The following is a 6,033-nucleotide window of genomic DNA, read 5'->3' on the forward strand; positions in this document are numbered from 1 at the left end:
CCCTGGAAGGAGCCTCCCGATGAGCACCGCCCCCACCCGTGTCCAACTGCGCCTTGCGGACGACTGGTTCGAGGTCTGCGACCGCGCCAGGCTGACCCCGGGCCGCGGCCTCGCCGCCCTGCTGCCCGACGGCAGCCAGGCCGCGCTCTTCCTCGACCGCGAGGGCCGCGCGTACGCAATCGACAACCGCGACCCGTTCACGGGCGCCGCGGTGCTCTCCCGTGGCCTGGTCGGCTCGCAGGACGGCCGGCCATTCGTCGCCTCGCCGCTCCTCAAGCAGCGGTTCGACCTGGAGACGGGCCGGTGCCTGGACGACGACGAGGTGACGGTGGCCGTGCATTCCGTACGCATTGCTTGACCGATCGTTTCGCCTGACCGATCGTTCCAGAAACATCTTGACCGTACGTTCCAGAACGGCATAGCGTCTCCCCTGTGGCCAGGACCAAGGAATTCGATCCGGACGCCGCCCTGCAGGCAGCCCTTGAGCTGTTCTGGCGGCGCGGCTACGAGGCGACGTCGATGGCGGACCTCGTCGAGACGCTCGGTATCGGACGCGCCAGCATCTACGCGACCTTCGGCAACAAGCACGAGCTGTACCTGAAGGCCCTGGAGCGGTACGGCGAGCAGCAGAAGCCCCTGCTGCTCGCCGAGCTGGCGCAGCCCGGACCGGCGCTGCCCGCCGTTCGCGCGGCGGTGCGGCGCTTCGGCGCCGAGGCCACGGCCGACAAGCGCCGCCTGACCGGGTGTTTCGTCACCAATACGGCGGCCGAGCTGGCCCCTCACGACGAGGCGGCCGCCCGCAGCGTCGAGCGCAGCTGGGAGCAGATCGAGACCCTGTTGCACTCCGCGCTCGTCCGCGCCCAGGCCCAGGGCGAACTGCCCGAGGACCGCGATCCGCTGACGCTCGCCCGCATGCTGCTCGTCCTGATGCAGGGCCTGCGCGTCGTCGGCAAGGCGTCCGCGGACGCGGCGCGGGTGCGGGACGCGGTCGAGCAGGCGCTGACCCTCCTGGACTGACTGACCACTTCCCACCCTGGTTCATTTTTGCTGCCCATATACTGGACCGATCGGTCAAGAAAAGAGTTCTGTGATGACTGCTGTCACCCGTGCCCGCTTCACCGGCCGTACCGCCCTCGTCACCGGCGGCGGCTCCGGACTCGGCCGCGCCACCGCCCTCGCCTTCGCCGCCGAGGGAGCCAACGTCGTGGTGGCCGGACGCACCGAGGCCCCGCTGAAGGAGACCGTGGCCCTCATCGAGGAGGCGGGCGGCACGGCCCTCGCCGTCACCGCCGACGTCTCCCGCTCGGCCGACCTCGCCGCCCTGGTCGCGACGGCCGTCGACCGCTTCGGCTCCCTGGACGTCGCCGTCAACAACGCGGGCGTCCTGCGCGCCGGGCAGCCGGTCGCCGAGCTGCCCGAGGAGGACTGGCGCACGATGCTCGACATCAACGTCACCGGAGTCCTGCTCGCCCTCCAGGCGGAGGTCAAGCAGATGCGCACCCAGCCCACGGGCGGCGCGATCGTCAACGTCGGCTCCAACCTGGGCGCCCACACCACCGCCCCCGGCACGGCCGCGTACGGCGCGACCAAGGCGGCCGTCTCCGCGCTGGGCCGCGCGGCCGCCGCCGAGCACATCCGGGACGGGGTCCGCGTCAACACCGTCAGCCCGGGCGCCTCCGCCACCTCCATGTCGCTCCAGCCCGGCGAGAGCGAGGCGGACCGCGCGGCGCGCATGAAGGAGCAGTCGCCGCTTGGCCGGGTGTCGACGACCGAGGAGGTCGCGGCGGCCGTGCTGTATCTGGCGTCGGATGACTCCGGCTCCGTGGTCGGCGCGGACCTGGTCATCGACGGCGGCGCGGCGGCGTGACCGGGGCGGCCTGAGCGGGGCGGCGGCCGGAGCGGACCCCGCCTACCGCGCCTACCGCAGGTCCGAGGCCTCGAAGACGCCCCGCGCCGCCGCCCCGTCGATCCGTGCCGTGAGCCTGCGCAGTTCGGCGCAGCCCGTGTTGAGCAGGCCCGCATCGCGTGCGGCGCGGGCCCCGCGGTCCAGGCGGTGCAGCAGCAGCGGGTTGGCGACGAGGATCTGGGGGTCCAGTTCGACGCGGTTGCCGAGGGAGTCGCACAGGACGAGGCGCGCGGCGACGCCGTCGTTGTGCCGTACGGCGGTCAGCAGCCCGGTGCAGACATGACGGCGGCGCCCAAGGCCCTGGACGGCGAGCCAGCCGGGGCCCGCCGTCACCCGCGCGGGGTGCAGCACCACGTACAGAAGGGCGGAGAGTCCCGCCCACAGGGCGAGCCGGGGCAGGGAGAGGGTGCCGTTGGCCAGGTCGATGAGGGTGATCAGCACGAAGAGGCCGAGCGCGCAGAGGATCGCGGCCCGCACGTCCGCCGCCCAGTTCCGGTCGGTCACGGTCTCCGCCGCGCCCGCGTAACCGCCCTCGCCCCGCGCCGTGCCGCGCCGGGCGGCGTCCCGTGTCGTCCTGTGGTGTCCCATGTGCGGCACGTTAGGACGGCCGTGCGGCAGCGGGCCCGGCATTGACGCGCCGCATACACCCGGGCGGCACACCTTGACGGGACGCTGACGCCTGCCCCGAGGGGGTCGGCGGGCGTGCCCCGGGCGGGCCTCCCCCGGGGGGCGACACTCGGCCGCAACACCACTGTCGTAATCACCGCGCATGGTTGATCGTTGGGCCGAGACGTACAGGAACTCCGACCTCACGCAGGGGGACGACCGGGATGACCATCAGCCGCAGGACACTGCTCGCGACCGGCGCCGGGCTCGGACTGCTCACGGCGTGCGGCTCCAACACCGGGCGCGGCGGCGGGGATTCGGGCGGCAAGGGCCCGCGCCTCGCGCAGTGGTACCACCAGTACGGCGAGGCGGGCACCGAGCAGGCCGTGAAGCGGTACGCCGCCGCGTACGACAAGGCGGACGTGGCCGTGCAGTGGCGGCCCGGCAATTACGACGAGCAGACCGCCGCGGCCCTGCTCACCGACTCCGGGCCCGACGTCTTCGAGGTCAACGGCCCCTCCCTGGACCAGATCCGGGGCGGCCAGGTCGTCGACCTCACCGACCTCTTCGAGGGCGTACGGAAGGACTTCAACCCGGCGGTCCTCGCCCCGAAGACGTACGACGGGAAGATCTGGGCCATCCCCCAGGTCGTCGACATGCACCTGCTCTACTACCGCAAGAGCCTGCTCGACGACGCGGGTGTGCGGCCGCCGGAGAGCCTGGACGAGCTGGTCGACGCGGCCAAGGCGCTGACGACGAAGAACGTGAAGGGCCTCTTCCTCGGCAACGACGGCGGGGCGGGCGCACTCGGCATCACCCCGCTCTACGCGGCGGGCCTGTCCTCCGTCACGGCGGACGGCGAGGTCGGCTTCGACGATCCGGCGGCGGCCCGCACCCTGGGCAAGCTCCGCCGGCTCTACGCCGACAAGTCGCTGCTGCTCGGCGCGCCCGCCGACTGGGCCGACCCCTCGGCGTTCGTACAGGAGCTGACCGCGATGCAGTGGTGCGGCCTGTGGGCGCTGCCCGCGGTGAAGAAGGAGCTGGGTGACGACTTCGGCGTCCTCGCGCTGCCCGCCGACGGCCCGGACGGCAGGCCCGCGCTGCCCGTGGGGTCGTACGGCGCCGCGGTGAGCGCCCGCAGCGACCACAAGAAGGAGGCCAAGGACTTCCTGAAGTGGCTGTGGATCGACAAGACCGAGTACCAGGAGGACTTCGCGCTCTCCTACGGCTTCCACATCCCGGCCAGGCTCTCCCTCGCGAAGAAGGCCGGCAAGCTGAAGGAGGGCCCGGCGGCGGACGCCGTGCGCTACTCGAACGAGTACGGCTACGCCGAGCCGCTGCTGTGGACACCGGCGAGCCGCACCGCCTACCAGGACGCGCTGAGCCGCGTCATCAAGTCGGGCGCCGATCCGGACAGCGAGCTGAAGTCCGTCGTGCGCACGGTGCGGGCGGAGCTGGCCCGCGCCAGGAAGAAGCCGTGAGCCGGCTGCTCGGCACCCAGAACCGCACGCTGTGGTTCTGGGTCTTCGTCGGCCCGTTCGCGCTCGGCCTGGTCCTCTTCACGTACGTACCGCTCGCCTGGAGCGTCTACCTCAGCTTCTTCGACGCGCACAACACCGTCTCGCCCACGGACTTCGTCGGCCTCGACAACTACACGTCGATGCTGCGGAACGACGCGTTCACCGACAGTCTCGTCACCTTCGCCGTCTTCTCGGCGTTCATCGTGCCCACCACCTTCGTCCTGTCGCTCGCGCTCGCGCTGATGGTGAACCGGACGCGCCGCGCACAGGCGTTCTTCCGGTCGGTCTTCTTCCTCCCGGCGGCGTGCAGTTACGTGGTCGCGGCGCTGATCTGGAAGCTGTCGATCTTCAACGGGGTGCGGTTCGGGCTCGCCAACACCGTCCTCGGCTGGTTCGGCGCCGAGCAGGTCGCCTGGCTCTCGACCACGGAGCCGCCCTGGTACTGGCTGGTCATCGTCACCGTGCGGCTCTGGCTCCAGGCGGGCTTCTACATGATCCTGTTCCTGGCGGGCCTCCAGCGGATCTCGCCCACCCTCTACGAGGCGGCGGCGGTGGACGGGGCGCGGCCCGGCTGGCAAGTCCTTCGCCACATCACGCTCCCGCAGCTGCGCGCGACCTCCATCGCGGTGACGCTGCTCCTGGTGATCAACGCCTTCCAGGCGTTCGACGAGTTCTACAACCTGCTCTCGGACTCCCGCGGCTACCCGCCCTACGCCCGTCCGCCGCTCGTCTACCTCTACTACACGGCGCTCGGCCAGGGGCAGAACCTCGGGCTCGGCAGCGCGGGCGCGGTGATCCTCGCGCTGATCATCGCGGTGGTGACGGTCGGCCAGGCGCGGTGGTTCGGCCTGGGCGGAAAGGAGGACTGAGCACGATGGACGACGCCTTGGTCCGGGCGGGCCGCGCGCTGCGGGTGGTCCTGCTGATCACGCTGGCCCTGCTGTTCCTGATCCCCTTCTACCTCCTGGTCCGCAACGGCCTGGCGTCGGAGCGGGACATCACCTCTCCCAACTGGACGTTCTTCCCCTCCACCCTGCACTGGTCGAACCTGCCGGAACTCTTCGCGGACCCGACGGTGCCGATGGCGCGCGCGCTGCTCAACTCGACGCTGATCGCGGTCGCGACGACCCTCGGCACCGTCCTCCTCGCCTCGCTCGCCGGGTACGGCCTCGCCCGCATCCCCTACCGCTGGGCCGACCAGGTCTTCTACGCGATCCTCGGCACGATGATGGTCCCGGCGGCCGTCACCTTCGTACCCAGTTTCGTGCTGGTCTCCTCCCTCGGCTGGGTCTCGACGCTGCGCGGGCTGATCATTCCTACGCTCTTCTCGGCCTTCGCGTGTTTCATCTTCCGGCAGTACTTCCTCGGCTTTCCGAGGGAGCTGGAGGACGCGGCGCGGGTCGACGGGCTCGGTTACTGGCGCACGTACTGGCGTGTGGTCGTCCCCAACTCCCGCCCGGTCTTCGCCGCCGTCGGCACGATCGTGTTCATCGGCGCGTGGAACTCCTTCCTGTGGCCGCTGGTGATCGGCCAGGACCGCGAGGCGTGGACGGTCCAGGTGGCCCTTGCGACGTTCACGACCTCGCAGGTCATCCGGCTGCACGAACTGTTCGTCGCGGCGGCGGTGTCGATCGTGCCGCTGCTTGTGGTGTTCCTGTTCTTCCAGCGGTGGATCGTGGCGGGGGTGGAGCGGTCGGGGATCGACGACTAGCGGGGCCCGTCAGGCGGGTTCCGTCATGTCCTCCATGAGTTCGGGGAGTTGGCAGAGCCTGGAGACGGTCTGGTTGAGGAGGCGGACCGTCGTGTCGGCCTGCCTGCGTCCGATGGGCCGGCCGATGGAGGCGGCGCGGGCCTGCTGCTTCAGCTTCTCCAGGAGGTCGCCGGCTTCGGCGGACGCCTCGTGCAGCCGGCGGATACGGTCCTCGACGCGGGTGACCAGGGCGTCGACGGTGGCTTCCTCGGCGGGGGCCGTGTCCTCGGCGTCCGCCCACCCTCCGGCCT

At 71.3% G+C, this 6,033-nt stretch carries 7 protein-coding genes and 1 pseudogene; 6 read left to right on the forward strand and 2 right to left on the reverse strand.

The window, feature by feature from the left end; translation table 11 throughout:
- The first annotated feature begins 19 nt into the window (after positions 1–19).
- From nirD to GKQ77_RS25650, 3 genes are all read left to right on the forward strand, one after another.
- Positions 20–358, forward strand: coding sequence for a nitrite reductase small subunit NirD (nirD, locus tag GKQ77_RS25640; protein ID WP_219691306.1), 339 nt, complete (start codon positions 20–22; stop codon positions 356–358).
- A 74-nt stretch (positions 359–432) separates the two neighbouring features.
- Complete coding sequence (locus GKQ77_RS25645) at positions 433–1,017, forward strand: TetR/AcrR family transcriptional regulator (protein ID WP_219691307.1); 585 nt, start codon at positions 433–435, stop codon at positions 1,015–1,017.
- A gap of 73 nt (positions 1,018–1,090) precedes the next feature.
- Positions 1,091–1,867: an SDR family NAD(P)-dependent oxidoreductase gene (locus GKQ77_RS25650; RefSeq protein ID WP_219691308.1), complete on the forward strand. Its 777-nt coding sequence runs from the start codon at positions 1,091–1,093 to the stop codon at positions 1,865–1,867.
- A gap of 51 nt (positions 1,868–1,918) precedes the next feature.
- Here GKQ77_RS25650 and GKQ77_RS25655 read toward each other — a convergent pair whose 3' ends face one another.
- Complete coding sequence (locus tag GKQ77_RS25655) at positions 1,919–2,494, reverse strand: hypothetical protein (RefSeq protein WP_258021954.1); 576 nt, start codon at positions 2,492–2,494, stop codon at positions 1,919–1,921.
- A gap of 242 nt (positions 2,495–2,736) precedes the next feature.
- Here GKQ77_RS25655 and GKQ77_RS25660 point away from each other — a divergent pair, with 242 nt between their 5' ends.
- From GKQ77_RS25660 to GKQ77_RS25670, 3 genes are read left to right on the forward strand one after another with little or no spacing between them, the layout of a single operon-like run.
- Positions 2,737–3,993, forward strand: a complete 1,257-nt coding sequence (locus GKQ77_RS25660; protein WP_219691309.1) for an ABC transporter substrate-binding protein — start codon at positions 2,737–2,739, stop codon at positions 3,991–3,993.
- Positions 3,990–4,901 (forward strand): carbohydrate ABC transporter permease, encoded by a 912-nt coding sequence (locus GKQ77_RS25665; RefSeq protein WP_219691310.1) that lies wholly within the window; start codon positions 3,990–3,992, stop codon positions 4,899–4,901. The genes GKQ77_RS25660 and GKQ77_RS25665 overlap by 4 nt, the downstream gene beginning before the upstream one ends.
- Before the next feature lie 5 nt (positions 4,902–4,906).
- The gene (locus GKQ77_RS25670) at positions 4,907–5,743 is read left to right on the forward strand and encodes a carbohydrate ABC transporter permease (RefSeq protein ID WP_219691311.1); all 837 of its coding nucleotides are present in this window, start codon (positions 4,907–4,909) and stop codon (positions 5,741–5,743) included.
- A gap of 9 nt (positions 5,744–5,752) precedes the next feature.
- Here the strand turns inward: GKQ77_RS25670 and GKQ77_RS25675 are convergent.
- Positions 5,753–6,033, reverse strand: a pseudogene (locus tag GKQ77_RS25675) (hypothetical protein); the annotation flags it as partial.

The organism is Streptomyces anatolicus, from assembly GCF_019400875.1.
Lineage (GTDB): Bacteria > Actinomycetota > Actinomycetes > Streptomycetales > Streptomycetaceae > Streptomyces > Streptomyces anatolicus.

Excerpts from the sequence above, each read along its gene's own strand:
- GKQ77_RS25655 (WP_258021954.1), bottom strand. The coding sequence starts at position 2,494 with ATGGGACACCACAGGACGACACGGGACGCCGCCCGGCGCGGCACGGCG.
- GKQ77_RS25650 (WP_219691308.1), top strand. The coding sequence starts at position 1,091 with ATGACTGCTGTCACCCGTGCCCGCTTCACCGGCCGTACCGCCCTCGTC.
- GKQ77_RS25660 (WP_219691309.1), top strand. The coding sequence starts at position 2,737 with ATGACCATCAGCCGCAGGACACTGCTCGCGACCGGCGCCGGGCTCGGA.
- GKQ77_RS25670 (WP_219691311.1), top strand. The coding sequence starts at position 4,907 with ATGGACGACGCCTTGGTCCGGGCGGGCCGCGCGCTGCGGGTGGTCCTG.
- nirD (WP_219691306.1), top strand. The coding sequence starts at position 20 with ATGAGCACCGCCCCCACCCGTGTCCAACTGCGCCTTGCGGACGACTGG.